Consider the following 19,077-nt stretch of genomic DNA (forward strand, 5'->3'; position numbering starts at 1 on the left):
TAAATAAACCCCGGGGCGTACAATACAGATAAAGAGAAATGAAACGGAGATGTAAGCCATGGAACGAGACATTCAAGTATACATAGATAGTGAAGAAAAGCGTACGCAGCTTTATAAAAGAACGCTGTGGGTTGTTGTACTGTCACAGATATTTGGTGGAGCGGGGCTTGCTGCAGGGATTACAGTAGGCGCTTTGCTCGCTCAGGATATGCTCGGGACAGACAGCTATGCAGGGCTGCCGGTGGCGTTGTTTACACTCGGTTCAGCAGGAGCGGCACTTTTAGTAGGAAGGTTGTCTCAAAAAGCGGGAAGACGGATTGGATTAGGTGCCGGTTTTGTGACAGGAGGTATTGGTGCGCTTGGCGTTGTCGGGGCAGCAGTTTGGGATAGTGTTCCGCTACTTTTGGTTTCACTGTTGATCTACGGAGCAGGAACGGCATCTAATCTTCAGGCACGCTATGCCGGAACGGATCTGGCAAATGATAAACAGCGTGCAACAGCTGTCAGTATCGCGATGGTCGCCACCACTTTTGGTGCAGTAGCCGGGCCGAACCTGGTCGGTGTCATGGGAAGATTTGCTGAATCAATTGGCGTCCCGGCGCTCGGAGGACCTTTTATTCTTGCCGCAGCAGCTTATATTGCAGCCGGACTGGTGCTGTTTGCTATGCTCAAGCCTGATCCTCTGTTAATCGCACGTGGACTGTCTGAAGCTACAAAAGTAGAAACAGCACCTATTGAAACGTTTGATGTTTCCGGTCTGAAAAGAAGAGGCGTGATTACTGGGGCGGTGGTGATGGTGCTCACGCAGATCGTCATGGTCGCTGTCATGACAATGACGCCGGTTCATATGGGACATCACGGTCACGCGCTGAGTGCGGTCGGATTAGTAATCGGCCTTCATATCGCAGCTATGTATCTGCCTTCATTAATTACAGGTGTACTTGTCGATAAGCTAGGGCGGACATTTATGGCGTCAGCATCAGGAATAACTTTACTTGCAGCAGGCGTAGTAGGCGCACTTGCACCCGGAGAATCATTAGCAGGAATGATTGTCGCACTGATGCTGCTTGGGCTCGGGTGGAACTTCGGTCTGATCAGTGGAACAGCAACGATCATAGATGCCACACATCTTTCAGTGCGTGCAAAGACGCAAGGATCAGTGGATGTCTTTATTGCTTTATCAGGAGCAGCAGGCGGTGCACTTTCCGGTATGGTTGTCGGGGCGACGAGCTTTGCAATGCTGTCACTCGGAGGTGGACTATTGTCTCTCATTTTAATTCCAATGATTTTCTGGGCAAGAGGAACAAAATCGATGAGAAGCGAAACTCAGCTGTGAAAAAGCTGGGTTTTTTCTGTGGATAAGCTGTTGATAAGTTAGAAATAAGCTGTATATAACTCGGTGTGTCTTTTATTGTGGATAATGTTAATAAATGTGTACAAACCTGTGGACAATGTGTATAACTATGTTAAAAAGCATGAATCCGCTGTGTGTAGTGTGCATAACTCTGTGTATTGTAATTGTTCTGTCACACTCCGTTCACATTATATACATATTTGATTTGCAATTTTCACACAAATATAAGCGAAAAGTTATTCACAATTGCCTGATATTTCGGATTTGGAAGGATGGGAGAGGATACGTGGGAATCGGTGAGAATTTGGGTGGGGGAGGGGTTTGAGTTTGTGAAAAGTGTTCTAGGTTTTTACAGCGGATTTTTTTAAAAGTCAGTAGGTATAATGACATAATTTCTGAGACCGCCTGCCAAATGTCCTGAAAGCCACATGTAATTTCCTGAACTCCCGCAGTAATCTTCTGAACCTCACGCCGAATCTCCGGAACAACCGCTATAATCTCCTGAACCACACCCCAACACACAAAAAAACAGGAACCCAAAAAGGATTCCTGCACAAACCTCACTCACTCAATTCCTCTTCCAGCTCAGCCCACTCTTCAAGCAGCTGATCCATCTCAGCTTTTGCCTGATCAATGGCCTGGTTGGATTCCATCACCCGCTCATGATCCTGGAAAATCTCAGGGTCACACAGCAGATTTTCATGCTCTTCAATCGTACCCTCGAGCTCTGTAATCAGCAGCTCAATTTCCTCAAGACGTCTGCGCTTTTTACGTTCAGCCTTCTGCTTTTCCTTATCAAGCGCAAAGGCTGATTTGTCAGTCGGCTTTTCAGCGGCAGGTGCTTTCTCAAGTCGCTCACGTTCTTCAATAGCCGCAAGCTCAGCTATTTCACTCAGTTTCTCCATATAGTAATCATAGTCGCCGAGATACTCAGTGCTGCCATCAGGTGACAGCTCAAGCACCTTTGTCGCAAGCCTGTTGATAAAATAGCGGTCGTGCGATACAAAGAGGATCGTCCCCGGGTAATCGATCAGCGCATTCTCCAAAATCTCTTTGCTGTCGAGATCAAGGTGGTTGGTCGGCTCATCTAAAATCAGCAGGTTCGATTTCTGCATCATTAGCTTCGCAAGTGCAAGGCGTGCTTTCTCACCACCGCTCAAAGTTGCAACAGGCTTCAGCACGTCATCCCCTGAAAAGAGGAAGTTGCCAAGTACCGTACGGATATCCTTTTCATTTTTCATCGGATAGTCATCCCACAGCTCATTCAGCACCGTTTTATTTGAATGCAGTTCTGCCTGCTGCTGGTCGTAGTAGCCAATGCTGACGTTCGATCCATATTGAATCTGACCAGCAAGCGCAGGAATTCTTTTTACGATCGTTTTTAAAAGGGTGGACTTCCCGACACCGTTTGGCCCGATCAAAGCGATACTATCCTCACGCGTGATAGCCGCATTGATATTACTTGAAACGGCATTATCATAGCCTACAGAAAGATCCTGCAGCTTCAAGACGTCATTCCCACTCTGGCGGTCAATCGAAAAGCCGAAGCTTGCTGATTTTTCATCACCTTTCGGACGGTCCATTTTGTCCATCTTCTGAAGCTTTTTACGGCGGCTCTGTGCCATTTTCGTCGTCGAAGCCCGTGCGAGGTTCCGCGCGACAAAGTCTTCCATCTTTGCGATCTCTTCCTGCTGCTTTTCAAATTCCTTCATCTCACGCTCATAATCAAGCGCCTTCTGATCAAGATAGCGGCTGTAGTTGCCGTGGAATTTCTTCGAACGCTTTCGTGAGATTTCCACAACCTGATTAACGATTTTATCTAAAAAGTAGCGGTCGTGTGAGACGATTAAAATCGCGCCCGGGTAACCCTGCAGATAAGACTCCAGCCAGCTGAGTGTATCGATGTCCAGGTGGTTAGTCGGCTCATCGAGGATCATCACGTCAGGCTTGGTTAAAAGGAGTTTACCCAAAGCAAGACGGGTCTTCTGACCACCGCTCAACGTCGAGATTGGCGTGTCGTAATCAAACGACTGAAAGCGCAGACCGTGAAGTACGGTTCTGATATCTGCTTCATATTGATACCCGCCGGCGTCCTTGAACTGAACCTGAAGCTCATCATATTCAGTCATCACGCGGTTATAGCGTTCTGCGTTTTCGTATACGTCAGGGTCCGCCATCTGCTGCTCGGCTTCACGCAGGCGTTTTTCCATGTCTTTTAAGTAATCAAATACAGTCATCATTTCTTCCCAGATCGACAGCTCGGATTCAAGTCCGCTGTGCTGTTCAAGGTACCCGATCGACACGCCTTTTGGTTTATTAATATCGCCGTTATCATGCGAAAGCTGACCTGCGATAATTTTTAAAAGGGTAGACTTCCCGGCGCCGTTTCGGCCGACAAGTGCGATCCGGTCTTTCGTCTGGACTTCAAGCTTTATATTAGCAATAATCTCTTCTGCGCCAAACGACTTGGAGAGATTATTGACCTGTAGTAAAATCATTCGCTCACCTCATTTTTCTTCCTATCTAAGTGTATCGTACCAGCGTTATGATAAGCAACGAACTGTCATTGTGAAAAAACTTGCATACTTTGCAAGCGGATACCTTAATGGTGTATGATACAATAGGGACTTGGATTGTATTTAAAAGGAATTTGTTTTTTAAAGATATAGATTTGGAAGCGTTCACAGCTTCACTTTACATGCGGTGCCAGGCGCACTGTTGGATTTAGGGGGAGTACAGGAATGAGTCAGGAACAAATGAAGATTCCTCAGGCAACGGCGAAGCGACTGCCGCTTTACTACCGTTTTCTGAAGAACCTGCATTCATCAGGAAAGCAGCGTGTTTCTTCGAAAGAGCTGAGCGATGCTGTAAAGGTTGATTCAGCAACAATCAGACGTGATTTTTCTTATTTTGGTGCACTTGGCAAAAAAGGTTATGGTTATAATGTTGAGTACCTGCTGTCCTTTTTCCGTAAAACACTTGATCAGGACGAAACGACAAAGGTCGTGCTGATTGGGGTCGGAAATCTTGGTACAGCGTTTTTACATTATAATTTCCTGAAAAACAATAATACAAAGATTGAAATGGCGTTTGACGCCGATCCTAAAAAAGCTGGAACTTCAATTGGAGAAGTACCTGTGTATGCGATGGATGACCTTGAAGAAAAGGTGAATGCGAGCAACATTGAAGTGGCGATCCTGACTGTGCCTGCTGGTCCTGCACAGGGAATCACAGACCGGTTGATTGATCTGAAGGTAAAGGGAATTCTGAATTTCACACCTGCGAGACTCTCTGTGCCTGAGCATATGAGAATCCATCATATTGATCTTGCCGTCGAGCTTCAGTCATTGATTTATTTCCTGAAAAATTACGGGACAGATGACGTAGAAACGTCACAATTATAAGAAATATAGAATAGCCAAAAAGCTTGATTTAATTTATGATATAAGAAGAAAGAGGAGGTGCATGCATCATGTTACCAGGCGGAATCAGCCTTGCCGTGATCGCAGTCGTTGCATTATTAATTTTTGGTCCTAAAAAACTGCCGGAGCTAGGGAAAGCAGCAGGCAGCACCCTTCGTGAATTCAAGGATGCAACAAAAGGACTTGCAGATGACGACGATGATGTAAAAGAGTCAAAGAAAGACGAAAAACAGCAATAATTACGGGATGGTGGCCATATGAACCAGCAAGATATGACCGTCCATGAACATATAGGTGAAATAAGAAAACGACTCATCATTGTAGTCGTTTTCTTTGTCATTGCGATGGTGGGAGGGTTTTTCCTAGCCGAACCGCTGATGAAATACCTTCAGTCTTCAGACGAAGCAGCATCGATGACATTGAATGCATTCCGGGTAACGGATCCTGTAAAGATCTATTTCCAGATTATCATGTTCACTGCGTTGATCATGACGGCACCAATTATACTGTATCAGCTTTGGGCGTTTATCAGTCCGGGTCTGCAGGACAGAGAACGGAAGGTAACGCTTAGTTACATTCCTGCATCCGTCATACTTTTCCTGACAGGCCTTGCGTTTGCGTATTTTATCTTATTCCCATTCGTTGTCCGTTTCATGATGAACCTGTCGAACAATCTTGAAATTGAACAGGTCATCGGGATCAATGAATTCTTCCAGTTCTTATTCCAAATGACAATCCCGTTCGGCTTTTTATTCCAGCTGCCGGTGATCATGTTATTTGTCACAAGACTGGGGATCGTTACACCAATGTTTCTGGCAAGCATCCGTAAGTACGCATACTTCGGACTGCTCGTCGTCGCAGCCTTTGTGACGCCGCCGGACATCTTCTCACACATGATCGTAACCGTACCGCTGATTTTACTTTACGAAATCAGCTTGTGGATTGCGAAAATCGGCTATAAGAAAGCTCAAAAAGCAGAAGCCGAACAGCGTGAGCTAGAAGAACAGGAGCGCAGGGAGCGGATCGACCGCGAGCTTGCGAAAAAAGAAGCAATGAAAGAAAACAGCGGGGAGTGATCCCGGCTGTTTTCTTTTTGTGGCGGTGGTTCGGCGTTAAACCTGGCTTGTTCGCCACTCATATGCTGATGTTCGATACTTACAACCAAGGGTTCGACGCAAAATACGTGGTGTTCGACGTATCTCATGACATGTTCGCCACTTCATGACCAAATACCCATCCCATAAACCTCCTTCCACAAACAAAAAAGCAGCGGCCAAATAGCCGCTACTTCTTCTCATTCATATGCTTCTTAATCTTAAAGTGGAGTCCGATCAGCCTGAGTCCCGCCCCGATATCATACGTTGCGAATGCAACAAACAGGTAGGCAAAGAAGCCCCAGCCGTTTTCGTTTACGCTGTTTACAGCGAAGTAGACGAAGAATACCCCAAGTATCAGATAGAAGACTCCGTGTCCTAATGGAGATTTCATTTAGAAAATCCCTCCCAGTGCAAAGCGCCACAGTACGAATACTGCTTCATTCATTTCAATGATCCGCTGAATTTCATCAGCAAAGAAGAACTGCGTCATCACGACAAATGTGTTGATCGCCATATGCGCGATGATTGGTACGATGATTCGTTTAGTATATGCATAAAGGAACGCAAATGCATAACCCATTGCCGCATAAATCAGGATATGGGTGAAGTCGAAGTGGATCACCGCAAAGATCAGCGCACTGATCAGTCCTGAGATGAAGAAATTGTATTTACGATAGAACCAGCCGAAAATCACGCCACGGAACACAATTTCCTCTAAAATCGGTCCGATAATCGCAACTGCAACAGCTGCGAGCGGGACGTAAGACAGAAGGCTGATGATATCAGCTGTATTCTGTGAACCCGGATCAATGCCGATCAGCGACTCAATGCCGACTGCAATCGCCTGACTGAAGAATGCCAGGAAGATCCCGATAAATGACCATAAAGCTGCCATCCCTGGACCAACCTTTTTACCCGGCAGATCCATGACGCCTTTATTTTTGTTCATGACAAACAGGATAACAATCAGCGCAATCGTAAAGCTGATAAAGATCCAGTAGCCTGATATTTGATAAAGCAGCACGGCAGGTTCACTGTCTGAGACCATTCCGCTGATAAATAATGCGAGCGGGACAGCGATAAATGTGGAAAGCTGCATAGCCACATAAGTAATTAATATAATGAGAAAGGTGCGGTTCACAGTCATACTCCTTTGAAATAGATTCGTTCTGTTTATTCTACTATTGAACTACACTGCCTTCAATTGATAGCTACGATGTCAGACGTATTAAGTAGACATTTTGTGAATAGGGTGTGAGGATGTGCTTTTGAAAACCGCTGCCCTTCTCCGTGCAGGACTTCGCTTTCCTGCCCCCGGGCGGTGAGCCTCTTCATACTTCGCATGCTGAGTCTCACCTGTCCCTTTTCCGGGGCGGGAGTCTTCGTCCTGCACTCCGAAGGTCAGCTGGAGAGTATCCATCACACTGTACATTCATAAAATTGGACAAGTCCACATATTAAAAGGGGGTTAGACTTTTCAATAAAGGAGAAATTACATACTTGATTCACCCAACTTAGCTGGCTCTTGTAGTGGAGGACGAAGACTCCTGCGGCATAGAAGCGACAGCTGAGACCCAGGAGAGCGAAGCTTGAGGGGGCTCAGCGCGCGGCCGCGGAAAGCGTAGTGCTCCACGGAAAGAGACAGCGGTACCTGTAAACAAATTTTTAAAAAATTTAAACCCATCACACTTGCAAAAACAACTCAAATTAATTAAACTAATACTTGTGTTAGCACTCATATATATAGAGTGCTAATAAACGAATGAACATAATTCAAGGAGGTTGTTTCACTTGTTAAAACCATTAGGTGATCGCGTAGTAATTGAGCTGGTAGAGTCTGAGGATAAAACGTCAAGCGGGATTGTACTTCCGGATAGTGCGAAAGAAAAGCCGCAGGAAGGTAAGATCGTTGCCGTAGGTACAGGACGTGTGCTTGAAAACGGTGAGCGTGTTGAGCTTGAAGTATCTGTTGATGACCGTATCCTTTTCTCTAAGTACGCTGGTACAGAAGTGAAATACCAGGGCACAGAATACCTGATCCTTCGCGAAAGTGATATTCTGGCTGTCGTAAACTAATTCAATCATTTAAAAACATAACGATTTAAAACCATATTACATTCTGGGAGGAACCTTACAAATGGCTAAAGAAATTAAATTTAGTGAAGAAGCTCGCCGCTCAATGCTTCGCGGTGTTGATCAGCTTGCTGATGCAGTAAAGGTAACACTTGGACCAAAAGGACGTAACGTTGTTCTTGAAAAGAAATTCGGTTCACCGCTAATTACAAATGACGGTGTAACGATTGCAAAAGAAATCGAGCTTGAAGATGCATTTGAAAACATGGGTGCAAAGCTTGTAGCTGAAGTAGCGAGCAAGACAAACGAAATCGCTGGTGACGGTACAACAACTGCAACGGTTCTTGCACAGGCAATGATCCGTGAAGGTCTGAAAAACGTAACGGCTGGCGCTAATCCAGTTGGCGTACGTAAAGGGATCGAAAAAGCAGTTGTAGCTGCACTTGAAGAATTAAAAGCAATCTCTAAGCCAATCGAAGGCAAAGAGTCAATTGCACAGGTTGCAGCAATCTCAGCCGCTGACGATGAAGTTGGCCAGCTGATCGCTGAAGCTATGGAGCGCGTTGGTAACGACGGCGTTATCACAATCGAAGAATCAAAAGGCTTCACGACAGAGCTTGACGTTGTAGAAGGTATGCAGTTTGACCGTGGATATGCATCTCCATACATGGTCACTGACTCTGACAAAATGGAAGCAGTGCTTGAAAATCCATATATCCTGATCACTGACAAGAAGATCGGCAGCATTCAGGAAGTACTTCCTGTGCTTGAGCAGGTTGTCCAGCAGAACAAGCCGCTTCTAATCGTTGCTGAAGACGTTGAAGGTGAAGCACTTGCAACACTTGTTGTGAATAAGCTTCGCGGAACGTTTAACGCAGTAGCTGTTAAAGCACCAGGATTCGGCGACCGTCGTAAAGCAATGCTTGAAGACCTGTCAATCCTGACTGGCGGTGAAGTGATCACTGAAGACCTTGGACTTGATCTGAAGTCTGCAAACATTTCACAGCTTGGACGCGCAGCGAAAGTTGTTGTTACGAAAGAAAACACAACAGTTGTTGAAGGTGCAGGAGATGCTCAGCAAATCGGCGCTCGTGTTGCACAAATCCGTTCTCAAATCGAAGAATCAACTTCTGAATTCGATAAAGAAAAACTTCAGGAACGTCTTGCAAAGCTTGCAGGCGGCGTAGCAGTCATCAAAGTTGGTGCTGCAACTGAAACTGAACTGAAAGAGCGTAAACTCCGCATTGAAGATGCCCTCAACTCAACGCGCGCAGCTGTTGAAGAAGGTATCGTATCTGGTGGTGGTACAGCGCTAGTGAACGTATACAACAAAGTCGCTTCAATCGAAGCAGAAGACGACGTGGCAACTGGTATCAACATCGTGCTTCGCGCACTTGAAGAGCCAATCCGCCAGATCGCACACAACGCAGGCCTTGAAGGCTCAATCATCGTTGACCGCCTGAAGAAAGAAGAAGTCGGCGTAGGCTTCAACGCAGCAAACGGTGAATGGGTTAACATGATTGAAGCTGGTATCGTGGATCCAACTAAGGTTACACGCTCAGCACTTCAAAACGCTGCATCAGTAGCAGCAATGTTCCTGACAACAGAAGCTGTTGTAGCAGACATTCCAGAACCGGAAAGCGGCGGCGGAATGCCTGATATGGGCGGAATGGGCGGCATGATGTAAGTCATCCGTTCAATAAGAAAACTCCTCTTACTTGGTGAGAGGAGTTTTCTTATTTATAATTCAAAACACTTTACTGAAAGAACGTTTGTTCGTATAATATGAATGAAACCATTTGTCTAATTTGCTTGATTAATTCTTGATATGTATACTTAGACATAACTCTGTTAAAGCTGAGGTGTAATGATATCGTGTCTCTTTCATATCCATATACTCTTGATGATTATAAAAGAATATTTGATATTATCTTTGAAAAGCACGATCAATACAACTCTAGATGGCTTGAATTAAAAAAAGATCAGACATTTAATCTTAAGAAAGTTCAAGTCAGACATATTACATCAGATGATCCAAGAAACATGGATGATTTTATTGATAAAAGTTTCCTGGAATATATGGAAAGCTACCAAAATGGACTATACGAATTATATATAGACATTGCAGTGGCGTTATCATCTGAATATGACATTCCTGTTATCGGAAGAGTGAAAAATGATGATTCAATTGTATCTAAGCTGCATCGCAAAAGATTAGATGCAAATGGGAGTTTTCCTGTTAATAAGTATTTGAATGATTTACTTGGCTTTAGAGTGATTGATAAAAACTTTAATTCGAACTTTACTACTCTCAATGACCATTTAAAATCTATTGATATTAAAGGTCAGAAGAGAATTAGGTATAGTGAACGTCAAATAAAAGATTATAAAGCGCTTCATGTCTATTTTATGGGTCTTTCAAATAATTGTTTTCCAATTGAGCTGCAAATTTGGGATGCTGATCATGAACGATCTAATCTGGATTCACATAAAGTTTATAAAAAGGAATATACTCATTGGCCTTCTAAATATAGGGATGGTTAATTAATTTTGAGAGGAGGGTTTGCTATGTACGAGCATTTTATTCTGCTTCATAGTGATTATCATGAAGGTAAGAGAATTGCTTTTCATCAGGTTTATCAAAATGTCCATGGGCTAAAAGATTTTATGACTGTAACTGATAAGCTTAAGGGTGGTTATCCTGAAAGATCTTTCGGTTTTCATCATATTAAAACCGATTCTATGACGTGGGAATCAGTTACAGCTTATGATAAGTTTTTTGACGATGTTTTTCCGACAAATCAGTTTGATACTTTTGTTCGCTTTCTAGCTGATGAAGATGAAATAAACTCACTGGACATTGCAAATCTGATTACCTCTAAAATTGACTGTACACATTTAAAGCTGCAAAAACTGTTGTATTTTTTCTATGAGATATATATTAAAAAGTATGATGACGTTCCCTTTAAGGAAAAATTGATGGCGTGGCAACACGGACCTGTAATTGAAGAGGTTTATCAGCAATATAAAAAATATGGCAGCAATAGTATTGGTGAAAAAGTTGAAGATGATCATGTGCTAATCAATAAGGATGACGAATTTAAGTTATCTGTGTACTCACGTTTTAAACAAACCTCCAGCTTTCACCGTTATCTTTCAGTGCTTGAAGAAACACTTGATAACTATGGAAAGTATGATGCATGGCAGCTGGTAGACTTAACGCATCGCACTGGTGCACCTTGGGATATAGTTACTAATGGTGGCGCTTATTTAAACAGAGTGATTAGTGAAGACGTTGTAAAAAATTATGTAATGGCAAAGTAGCCTTCCGCTTAAATCTGCGGAAGGCTTTTAATTTGAGTATATTTATGAAAGGTTTCTTAATATCAAATTAAGTGATGTTTTATACGTTTTGTCTCAATGTTATAGACTTTATCAATCATCATCTTACTTCCGCGAAGTATACCCAAAAACCGGCCCCATTAACTCAAACTCATAACTATCACTATTCACCTTCCCCAAAACCTTGTCACTATCATACAACTCCAGCATAAACCCAGCCATCTCTTTAGCAGTATGGAATTTCTGGACGTTGTCGCTATAGCTGAACTCATCAATCTCGCGTGCAGTTTTAACGAATTCGGTTTCTGTCATAGAAGGCGCCAGTATTTTAACTTTCAGGGTAGCTCCGTTATCCTGAAGCTCTTGGGCAAGTCCTTCTGTAAATGCGCTCACGTAAAATTTGGTTGCAGCGTATGTAACTGCGTTTGGTACGATTCTGTAGCCTAAGTCAGATGATACGTTGATGAGCTGTGCACCTTCCCGGTCAGCATAATCATGCGCGTATAGTGTGGAAAGGGTAGTGAGTGCTTCAACGTTTACGCGCAGCATCTTTTCAGTTTTTGTTACATCCTGTTCAGCAACTGCCGAGCTGTTTCCGAAGCCGGCATTGTTCACGAAGGTTTCAATGTCGTATTCTCTAAGACTCTCATATAACGCATGAACCTGTTCGCTTTCAGAAAGGTCTGTTGGTCTGATGATGACGTCCAGATCAGCGTTCATACTTTGGATTTTCTCTTTCAGGTTGTTAAGTTCGGCTTCGCGTCTTGCTACGAGAATCAGGTTTTTATCGCGAGATGCGAAAGCGAGTGCAGCTTCATAGCCAATTCCTGAGCTTGCGCCTGTGATCACTGTATACTTCATCTGAATTCCTCCATTGAAATGTATTATGAACCTTCTCTTATCGTACTGTTAACTTTAACCAGAAAGCAAATAATGTGTGATGAAGTTTGTGCTGCACACCTTTATCACACTTCCTGAATAGCTTAATAAATGAGCATTCTCTAAAGGGAGGCAAACTTCATGTCATCGTTTCATGAGGATCATCTGAAAAAAGTGGTGAATATCCCTAATCCGCTTTACCAATCCTTGCAGGGAAGATATTTTGTTGGGCAGACGGAGCATCTTCGTTTGGGAAAAGGTAAGAATGCGTGGGGAGGCCTGGTTAATCCTTTAACGTCTGATGTTGATTTATTCGTAAATGCGTTTACGATCACGAATCATTCGACTCAGCCTTTTGAAGCTGAGATCTGGTTTAATCCCATTATGCCTGGAAAGCCTCAGATTTCAAAAAATGTAACGCCTGCAAATACGGCTATTTGTCCGCTGCCGGAGCCAGAAGTGAAAATCGAGTATGCTGATTGTGTAAAAGGGTTTCCGAAGAAGGGGGTTATGGCATTTAGACAGATTGTGCCGCCGCAAAGCACGTTGACCAGTGATGAGGACGGGAAATTCATTTTTCCGCCTGGGGGATCATTCATCATCTTCCTGGTATCGCCGAATCATGAAATGATCCTGGCAGAGGTTGCGTTTGGATGGTTTGAGAAACATATAAAAAAGTAGCATAAAAAGGTCAGCCCAATCACAGGCTGACCTTTTTCAAATGACTGGATGCGGCATGCTGCTGAATAAACCGGAGAGACTCTCTGATGATTTCTCCCTTATCATAATCCATAGAAGCCACATGATAGGAGTTCCTCAGTACATGCTTTGACTTCAAATCTGACTGAACAGACTGAAGAATGTAGTCCGTATTTTCAGGTGGTACCACATGGTCAATGGTGGATTGAAAGCATGTGATTGGGGTTTTAACAAATGGCAATCTTTTTTTCACGACATCCAGGTAAGTCAGCAATTGATGATAAGCATAAGCTGGCACTGAATCGTAAGTGATTTCTTTCACACCAGGATCTTTGATATCCGGTGCGCCTTCTTTTATAGAATGAGTCGGCGCCAGGCTATGATAATGAGCCATCTCAGGAACGTGAATGGCAGGGTTAATTAATAAAATGCCATCAATATCCTGATAATGGCTGGCAAGGTCTAATGTTAAAGTGCCACCCATTGATTGTCCGATGACATATACGGTTGTGCAGCGCGCTTTCAGATCCAGGTAGGCTTGTTCAAGGATTGAATACCAGTCGGAAAATGTACAGTGTTCCAGATCTTTAGCATGTGTGCCGTGTCCTGTAAGCCTTGGTGCTGAGACGGTATAACCTTCTCTGGCAAAAGCTTTCCCTATGTATTCCACGCTTTGTGGCGTTCCGATAAATCCGTGACATAGCAGGATGCCAATCTCACTGCCTTCATAGTAAAAAGATTCTGCTCCGGGGATGACCTGATATGCTTCCTTCATGATATTCTCCTTTCTGAATTTGAACTTCTGTTGATTTTAAACTGTAGTTCGCCTCTCTTACTATTACTGGTATTTAACAACATTAATCCCTATCTGTCAACTAGGAATTAAAAGGTCGATGGACTGTTGGAAAGAAAGTCCGGCACAAATTAAATAAAATCAATGCCTGATTTCCGGCGGCAGAAGCTTTACATCCGATTATAATAAAGGTAAAGATTCGTAAGGGATTGAGGTGTTCAGAGAATGACTGATGAAAAGAAACAGGAGTTTTATAAAGCATTGCTTGAAAAGGATTCCGCATATGAGGGATTATTTTTGTCGGGGTGAAAAGCACGGGCGTTTTTTGCCGTCCGACCTGTCCTGCAAGGAAGCCGAAGTTTGAGAACTGTGAATTTTATCATACCGCAGAGGAGGCGCTGCTGGCTTCATACAGGCCGTGTAAAAGGTGCACGCCGCTTTCTCATCCGAATCAGGTATCTGAGCTTGTACAGAAACTTGTTCAGGCTGTGGAAGAAAATCCGGAGAAAAAGTGGAAAGAGAAGGACTTCAGGGAACTGGCTGTTGATGAATCAACGGCACGCCGTCAGTTTAAGAAACGGTTCGGGATGACGTTTGTGCAATATGCACGTGCAAGAAGAATGGGGATTGCGATGAAGGAGATCAGGTCTGGAAAGGCGATGATTGATGCCCAGTTGAGTACAGGCTATGAATCAGGGAGCGGCTTTAGAGATGCCTTTTCAAACATTATGGGGGATGCACCTTCATCAGCCAGAGAAGATCATATTCTGAAAGCGTCCTGGATCGATACGAGAGTTGGTCCAATGGTAGCTATTGCAGATGAAGACAAGTTGTATCTTCTCGAGTTTGTGGATCGGCGTGGTCTTGAAAAAGAGATTGAAGTACTCAGAATGAAAACCCGTTCAGCAATTATTCCGGGGAAAACGAGATCGATTGAATCAATTGAAAGAGAGCTGGATCTGTATTTTAAAGGTGAGCTGACTGAATTTCATACACCAGTCAGGCTGATTGGAACACCATTTCAACTGATGGTATGGGAAAGGCTGAAGCAAATCCCTTCAGGTAAAACAAGGTCCTATACTGACATTGCGAGAGAAATCGGTAAGCCGACTGCAGTGCGCGCAGTTGCGAGAGCCAATGGATCAAATCAGCTCGCACTGATCATTCCATGTCACCGCGTGATTCTCAGTGACGGTTCAACAGGCGGATATGCCGGAGGACCTGCCAGAAAGAAATGGCTGTTAGAGCTTGAAAGTGAAAGTCGTTGGGTGAACAAGTGAATCCTAGTTGCTCAAAGAAGTAAAAAAAGCTTCGTTAAAGTTTAATATTATTTTTTACTATGATGAAAGGACTTCTATATAGGCGGAAGTCCTTTTTGTCTTTATTGATGGCTTCTTCAACTAATACATTACATCATTTAATAATGAACATTATAACTTTAGCTTTAAGCCTTCATGCGTTGCTTCAAATCCTATCTGTTTATAAAATCTTAACGCATCTGCTCTTTTTTTATCGGTTGTTAGTTGTACTAAATGACAGCCCCGCTCTTTTGCCCGGTTAACTGCCCATTTAATCAGTTCAGTACCTACGCCTTTACCTCTTACTGAAGCTGACGTTCTCACACCTTCGATGGTAGCTCTCCAACCACCCTGATGAGTTATGTATGGTGTGAAAGTAATTTGTTGTACGCCAATTACTTCATTGCCGTCACAAGCCACAATTAACTCGTTATTAGGGTCAGATGTTATCGCCTCAAATGCTTTTATGTAACTATTCGGCAGCGGGTGCTCATAACGCTCACGTTTACTTCCTAAAACATCATCAGCAAGCATGGTAACAATACGATCTAAATCTTTTTCGGTAGCTATTCTGAATTTTATTTTTGTCTCCAATACAATTCCCCCTCTTATTATTAAAACTTCCTTTTACTTTATCAGTAATAATAATGACCCTTTATTTATTCACAAACAAGTATTTCCCTTGAAAACGCTGATGCTTTTCCTTTTTTAGCGATGCAGCGGTCTTTGACGGTAAAGCCTGCCTGCGTGATCATGTGATCGATGTTTTCGATGGTGACGACCACGAGTTTTTTGGAGAAGTGACGTGCGTTTTTCAGGATGGCGAGCTGATCTTCCGGTGTTGCATTGGTGTATAGGTTATATGGCAGGTCGATGATGGTGGCATCGTAATGGTCCTGAACGTCAGCGATGGCGCCATGTGTGACGTTACCTGTGAGGCCAAAATGTTCAATGTTTTCACGGGAACCTTGTACGACTAACGGGTTGATATCCCGGCCATCAATGTTGATGCCCATTGAGAGCGCTTCGACCAGGACAGTGCCGATGCCGCAGCATGGATCAATCGCTTTTTTGCCTGCCGGCTCCGGGACAGCGATATTGGCGATGGCCCGCGCTGTGCGGGTATTAAGGGCGGTTGAGTATTCACGCGGTTTTTTGACATGCTTCAGCCAGACGGATTCAGCTTTCGTGTAAATGCCGAGATACCAGCGCTTCTCATATGGGACTAAGCCGAATATAATGTCTGGATTGCGCAGGTCAAGCTTTCCGGTGATATGCATCCCTGCAGCGCGTTCAATTTGTCTTTTTTCATCATACTCCACTTTGCATGGGCCGGTTTGATCATTGATCTTCACAAAGAGGACTTTGAACGTGTCATCCTGCAGATTGATGAGATGTAATTGGCTGTACAGGTCCTGAAGGTCATTTCCTTCGAAGAGCACTTCAATATGCTCCTTGATAAACGGACTTCTCCCTGGATTAATATGAATGTCAGTTTTTAGAATCTTACCTTTTGTATATGTGCCGAAAAGTGCACGCATTTCCATGTGACAAAGCGGTGCGTCTTCACTGTTATAGGCGTATGTGTAAATGGATTGGCTTGTTTGCGGGCGTTGTTCCAACAGAATATCCAACTTTCTTAAGCGCTTATTTTATATATTTAGTATAGCAGTTGTTTTAAGAAAAGCTTGGCAGTGATACGTATAAATAGCGATAAGTACATGTAAGATGGGAATAAAATACATGAACAATGACTATTGACACCTGAAAAAAATTACCGTATCTTAATATTAATCAAATATCCGAGTGATACAATTTATCTTTGATGATGAAATGGATTTAAGCAGGACGTTAAACGTGTGTTGGCGAAATGAGGAAATCCTGACAGGTTGTCAAAGCTGGAATTAGAATAAATCGGTTTATGTCCATGCTAAGGGATTAGTCTGGGGATAAACCGATTTTTTGTTTGGAGGGAGCAGGAATGGTGATGAAAGTGACAAAGACAAAAGGCTCGATTGAAGCGGAGATCAGTAAGGCGATCACCCAGTGGGAGAAGGATTTTCTGGGGAGAGGGTCAGTATCTGTAAAGGCTGATATCCTGAGGGATATGATTATCGTCTGTCTGAATGGTGTATTAACACCTGCAGAATACCGTGTGTGCAGTACGCATGACGGGATGCTGTCGATTAAGAAGACGCGGTCTGATCTGGTCGAGTCCGGTATCGAGATGCTGAAGCAGATTGTTTTTGATATTACATCAGCAGAAGCCATCAGCTTTCATACGGATATCAGCTCCGTCACAGGGGAACGTATTATGGTGTTTAAGCTCAATGAAAATCTTGAGAAAAAGCTCAATGATAAATAAAGAGGGAGTTCTTTAAAAGACATGTTGTCTGTTAAAGGAAAACCGGCCTTTCCATACGTGCAATGCGCGTTGAAAGTGCCGGTTTTTTTATTGGGAATTTTTAGATTCAGGAGGTAGAAGGATGAATGAAATTGTGATTCAGAATTTAATGTCACCGGTTGTCCTGTTTTTTGTACTGGGGATCGCTGCAGCACTTGTGAAGTCCGATCTGGCGTTTCCGAAGGCGCTGAGTGATGCGCTAAGTATCTATCTGCTTATTGCGATCGGTTTGAAAGGGGGGATTGAACTTGCGAATTATTCAATCGAATCTGTTTTTGCACCAATTTTAGGCGCTTTATTTCTTGGCACAATCATCCCATTCCTGGCACTTGGTGCGATGAAAATGATCGGGATGGATTTGAAAAACGCAATTGGCATTGCAGCTACATATGGATCCATCAGTATTGTCACCTACGGAGCGGCCGTTGCTTTTATGGATCAGACAGGTACCCCGTATGAAGGATTTATGAATGCACTTGTTGTGTTAATGGAAAGTCCGGCCATTCTCGTGTCTTTATTGCTGCTTAAGGTGCTTGAGAATAAAAAGGAGCTCTCAGGTTATACGCAGCGAGCAGGATTTGTTGCCTTTCCTTCAGGGCTGATTGATAAAGAAGTGATCAGGGAGAGTCTATTTGGCAAAAGCATTCTGTTGCTGATGGGGAGTCTTGTGATTGGGTGGGTGCTTGGAGAGAGTGCAATCCCGGCTGTGAAGCCTTTATTTATTGATCTATACGGCAGTATATTAATTTTGTTTCTGTTGAATATGGGGCTGATTGCCGGTCAAAGGCTACCTGAAATGAAGAAGTATGGGGTGAAACTGCTGGCATTTGGCATGATCGCACCACTTGTATTTGGAACGATCGGTGTCCTGGTTGGCAGTATGATTGGTCTATCACTCGGAGGAACGGCGCTGATGGGCGTACTGGCCGGCAGTGCATCCTATATTGCAGCTCCTGCCGCTCTGAAAACGTCTGTCCCGGAAGCGAACCCATCTATTTATCTTGGTCTGTCTCTTGGGGTCACGTTTCCTTTTAATCTAATCATTGGTATTCCGGTTTATTTTGAAATCGCAAAATGGATTCAATAAGAGGGAGGAAAAATAAATGAGAATGCTTGATCGTGTTGATACAAAAAAAGTACTGGTGATTACGGATTCCAATCCGGGAATTGAGTCGTCTTTGACAGGGATTACGCAGCGGGAGAAAGAGGAACTGCTTGTCTTCAACAGCTATGGAGCCCTGATTTCCCAGCCTTATGGATGTCTCATGAGAAATGTGATTCTTGCTGTATATCATGAAGGAATCCATGACATATACATCGTGGCAGAAAAAGCGCAGCAGCATGACCAGAATGACCTGCTTGAGAAAATGAAGGAGGCAGGTGTCACAGATCACATATTGAAAACCATGAATCACCTTGATGCCGTTCAGCATAATGTACTGAATTGGCTGGCCGGACCGTCTGATGTCTATGAGGCAATGAGAAAAAATAAAGAGATGATCATGAAGCATCCGCTTATACCAGGGGTAGTGACAGTCCGTGCATTTTTAGTTGATCGTGAATCGGAGGAATATGAGGAGGTTATTTAAAGTCAAAAATTCTGTAAAAGAAGCAGGTCCATTCAAGGCTTTCCAGACGGTTTACGAGGAGACTCCTAGTAGTCACTGTTGTCCCGCTAATCGTCCCGGATTTTTCATTTACTGATAAAACCCTGTA

General features: G+C 43.6%; 19 protein-coding genes and 1 pseudogene. 13 read left to right on the forward strand and 7 right to left on the reverse strand.

Annotation, left to right across the window (positions count from 1 at the left end; genetic code table 11):
* Positions 1-58: 58 nt before the first annotated feature.
* Positions 59-1,336, forward strand: a complete 1,278-nt coding sequence (locus tag DH10bf12_RS08050; protein ID WP_471737978.1) for an MFS transporter — start codon at positions 59-61, stop codon at positions 1,334-1,336.
* Positions 1,337-1,914: 578 nt separating this feature from the next.
* On the opposite strand, the gene DH10bf12_RS08055 is transcribed toward DH10bf12_RS08050, so the two are convergent.
* Positions 1,915-3,852 carry an ABC-F family ATP-binding cassette domain-containing protein gene (locus DH10bf12_RS08055; protein WP_471737979.1) on the reverse strand — a complete coding sequence of 646 codons (1,938 nt, stop codon included), beginning with the start codon at positions 3,850-3,852 and terminating at the stop codon, positions 1,915-1,917.
* A 243-nt stretch (positions 3,853-4,095) separates the two neighbouring features.
* Here DH10bf12_RS08055 and DH10bf12_RS08060 point away from each other — a divergent pair, with 243 nt between their 5' ends.
* From DH10bf12_RS08060 to tatC, 3 genes are all read left to right on the forward strand, one after another.
* Positions 4,096-4,758, forward strand: coding sequence for a redox-sensing transcriptional repressor Rex (locus tag DH10bf12_RS08060; protein WP_471737980.1), 663 nt, complete (start codon positions 4,096-4,098; stop codon positions 4,756-4,758).
* A gap of 68 nt (positions 4,759-4,826) precedes the next feature.
* Positions 4,827-5,015 (forward strand): twin-arginine translocase TatA/TatE family subunit, encoded by a 189-nt coding sequence (locus DH10bf12_RS08065; protein ID WP_471737981.1) that lies wholly within the window; start codon positions 4,827-4,829, stop codon positions 5,013-5,015.
* A gap of 18 nt (positions 5,016-5,033) precedes the next feature.
* Positions 5,034-5,852 (forward strand): twin-arginine translocase subunit TatC, encoded by an 819-nt coding sequence (gene tatC, locus DH10bf12_RS08070; RefSeq protein WP_471737982.1) that lies wholly within the window; start codon positions 5,034-5,036, stop codon positions 5,850-5,852.
* 208 nt (positions 5,853-6,060) lie between these two features.
* Here the strand turns inward: tatC and DH10bf12_RS08075 are convergent, their stop codons facing one another.
* The gene (locus tag DH10bf12_RS08075) at positions 6,061-6,264 is read right to left on the reverse strand and encodes a YdiK family protein (RefSeq protein ID WP_471737983.1); all 204 of its coding nucleotides are present in this window, start codon (positions 6,262-6,264) and stop codon (positions 6,061-6,063) included.
* A complete protein-coding gene (locus DH10bf12_RS08080; RefSeq protein WP_471737984.1) occupies positions 6,265-7,014 on the reverse strand; it encodes a lysostaphin resistance A-like protein in 750 nt (249 codons plus the stop codon). It abuts the gene before it with no gap.
* 650 nt (positions 7,015-7,664) lie between these two features.
* On the opposite strand from DH10bf12_RS08080, the gene groES reads away from it, so the two are divergent.
* The 4 genes from groES (at position 7,665) to DH10bf12_RS08100 (ending at position 11,270) form a co-directional block, all read left to right on the forward strand.
* Positions 7,665-7,949, forward strand: a complete 285-nt coding sequence (gene groES / locus DH10bf12_RS08085; protein ID WP_039807392.1) for a co-chaperone GroES — start codon at positions 7,665-7,667, stop codon at positions 7,947-7,949.
* Positions 7,950-8,010: 61 nt separating this feature from the next.
* Positions 8,011-9,633, forward strand: a complete 1,623-nt coding sequence (gene groL / locus DH10bf12_RS08090; protein ID WP_471737985.1) for a chaperonin GroEL — start codon at positions 8,011-8,013, stop codon at positions 9,631-9,633.
* A 188-nt stretch (positions 9,634-9,821) separates the two neighbouring features.
* Positions 9,822-10,490, forward strand: a complete 669-nt coding sequence (locus tag DH10bf12_RS08095; RefSeq protein WP_471737986.1) for a nucleotidyltransferase family protein — start codon at positions 9,822-9,824, stop codon at positions 10,488-10,490.
* 24 nt (positions 10,491-10,514) lie between these two features.
* Positions 10,515-11,270, forward strand: coding sequence for a Panacea domain-containing protein (locus DH10bf12_RS08100; protein WP_471737987.1), 756 nt, complete (start codon positions 10,515-10,517; stop codon positions 11,268-11,270).
* A 123-nt stretch (positions 11,271-11,393) separates the two neighbouring features.
* On the opposite strand, the gene DH10bf12_RS08105 is transcribed toward DH10bf12_RS08100, so the two are convergent.
* Positions 11,394-12,149, reverse strand: coding sequence for an SDR family NAD(P)-dependent oxidoreductase (locus DH10bf12_RS08105; protein ID WP_471737988.1), 756 nt, complete (start codon positions 12,147-12,149; stop codon positions 11,394-11,396).
* 159 nt (positions 12,150-12,308) lie between these two features.
* Here DH10bf12_RS08105 and DH10bf12_RS08110 point away from each other — a divergent pair, with 159 nt between their 5' ends.
* Entirely contained in the window at positions 12,309-12,848 is a 540-nt protein-coding gene (locus DH10bf12_RS08110) for a DUF6143 family protein (protein ID WP_471737989.1), read from the forward strand.
* A gap of 19 nt (positions 12,849-12,867) precedes the next feature.
* Here the strand turns inward: DH10bf12_RS08110 and DH10bf12_RS08115 are convergent, their stop codons facing one another.
* A complete protein-coding gene (locus DH10bf12_RS08115) occupies positions 12,868-13,641 on the reverse strand; it encodes an alpha/beta hydrolase (protein WP_471737990.1) in 774 nt (257 codons plus the stop codon).
* A 243-nt stretch (positions 13,642-13,884) separates the two neighbouring features.
* On the opposite strand from DH10bf12_RS08115, the pseudogene DH10bf12_RS08120 reads away from it, so the two are divergent.
* Positions 13,885-14,939 (forward strand): annotated as a pseudogene (locus tag DH10bf12_RS08120) (bifunctional transcriptional activator/DNA repair enzyme AdaA).
* 150 nt (positions 14,940-15,089) lie between these two features.
* Here DH10bf12_RS08120 and DH10bf12_RS08125 read toward each other — a convergent pair.
* A complete protein-coding gene (locus DH10bf12_RS08125) occupies positions 15,090-15,551 on the reverse strand; it encodes a GNAT family N-acetyltransferase (protein WP_471737991.1) in 462 nt (153 codons plus the stop codon).
* 65 nt (positions 15,552-15,616) lie between these two features.
* The gene (locus tag DH10bf12_RS08130) at positions 15,617-16,579 is read right to left on the reverse strand and encodes a TRM11 family SAM-dependent methyltransferase (protein WP_471738210.1); all 963 of its coding nucleotides are present in this window, start codon (positions 16,577-16,579) and stop codon (positions 15,617-15,619) included.
* 371 nt (positions 16,580-16,950) lie between these two features.
* On the opposite strand from DH10bf12_RS08130, the gene DH10bf12_RS08135 reads away from it, so the two are divergent.
* From DH10bf12_RS08135 to DH10bf12_RS08145, 3 genes are all read left to right on the forward strand, one after another.
* A complete protein-coding gene (locus DH10bf12_RS08135) occupies positions 16,951-17,322 on the forward strand; it encodes a Na-translocating system protein MpsC family protein (protein ID WP_471738211.1) in 372 nt (123 codons plus the stop codon).
* A 121-nt stretch (positions 17,323-17,443) separates the two neighbouring features.
* Positions 17,444-18,448 carry a sodium-dependent bicarbonate transport family permease gene (locus tag DH10bf12_RS08140; RefSeq protein WP_471737992.1) on the forward strand — a complete coding sequence of 335 codons (1,005 nt, stop codon included), beginning with the start codon at positions 17,444-17,446 and terminating at the stop codon, positions 18,446-18,448.
* 16 nt (positions 18,449-18,464) lie between these two features.
* Complete coding sequence (locus DH10bf12_RS08145; RefSeq protein WP_471737993.1) at positions 18,465-18,950, forward strand: carbonic anhydrase; 486 nt, start codon at positions 18,465-18,467, stop codon at positions 18,948-18,950.
* Positions 18,951-19,077: the final 127 nt, after the last annotated feature.

The organism is Jeotgalibacillus sp. 10bf12 (assembly GCF_055597105.1).